Annotated in this window: 1 protein-coding gene; it reads left to right on the top strand. The window is 66.6% G+C overall.

Annotation, left to right across the window (positions count from 1 at the left end):
- Nucleotides 1-407, top strand: a 407-nt coding sequence (locus tag G6032_RS00035) for a methyl-accepting chemotaxis protein (RefSeq protein WP_240901821.1), incomplete at both ends; no start/stop codon positions are given.

Here is a 407-nt window from a genome sequence, read left to right as displayed (position 1 = left end):
TCTCTCGAAGAGACCGCCTCCTCCATGGAAGAGCTCACCTCCACCGTCAAGCAGAACGCCGACAACGCCAGGCAGGCCAACCAGCTCGCCCACGGCGCCAGTGACGTCGCCACCAAGGGCGGCGACAAGGTCCGTGAAGTCGTGGTCACCATGGGTGCCATCACCGAGAGCTCCAAGAAGATCGCCGACATCATCCAGGTCATCGACGGCATCGCCTTCCAGACCAACATCCTCGCCCTCAACGCCGCCGTCGAGGCAGCCCGGGCCGGGGAGCAGGGTCGCGGCTTCGCCGTGGTCGCCGGGGAGGTCCGGACCCTGGCGCAGCGCTCCGCCGCCGCGGCCAAGGAGATCAAGACGCTGATCAACGACTCCGTCGATACCGTCGAGGGTGGTTCCAAGCTCGTCGA

Source organism: Wenzhouxiangella sp. XN24 (assembly GCF_011064545.1).
Classification (GTDB): domain Bacteria; phylum Pseudomonadota; class Gammaproteobacteria; order Steroidobacterales; family XN24; genus XN24.
This window is presented reverse-complemented; position numbering and strand designations above follow the sequence as displayed.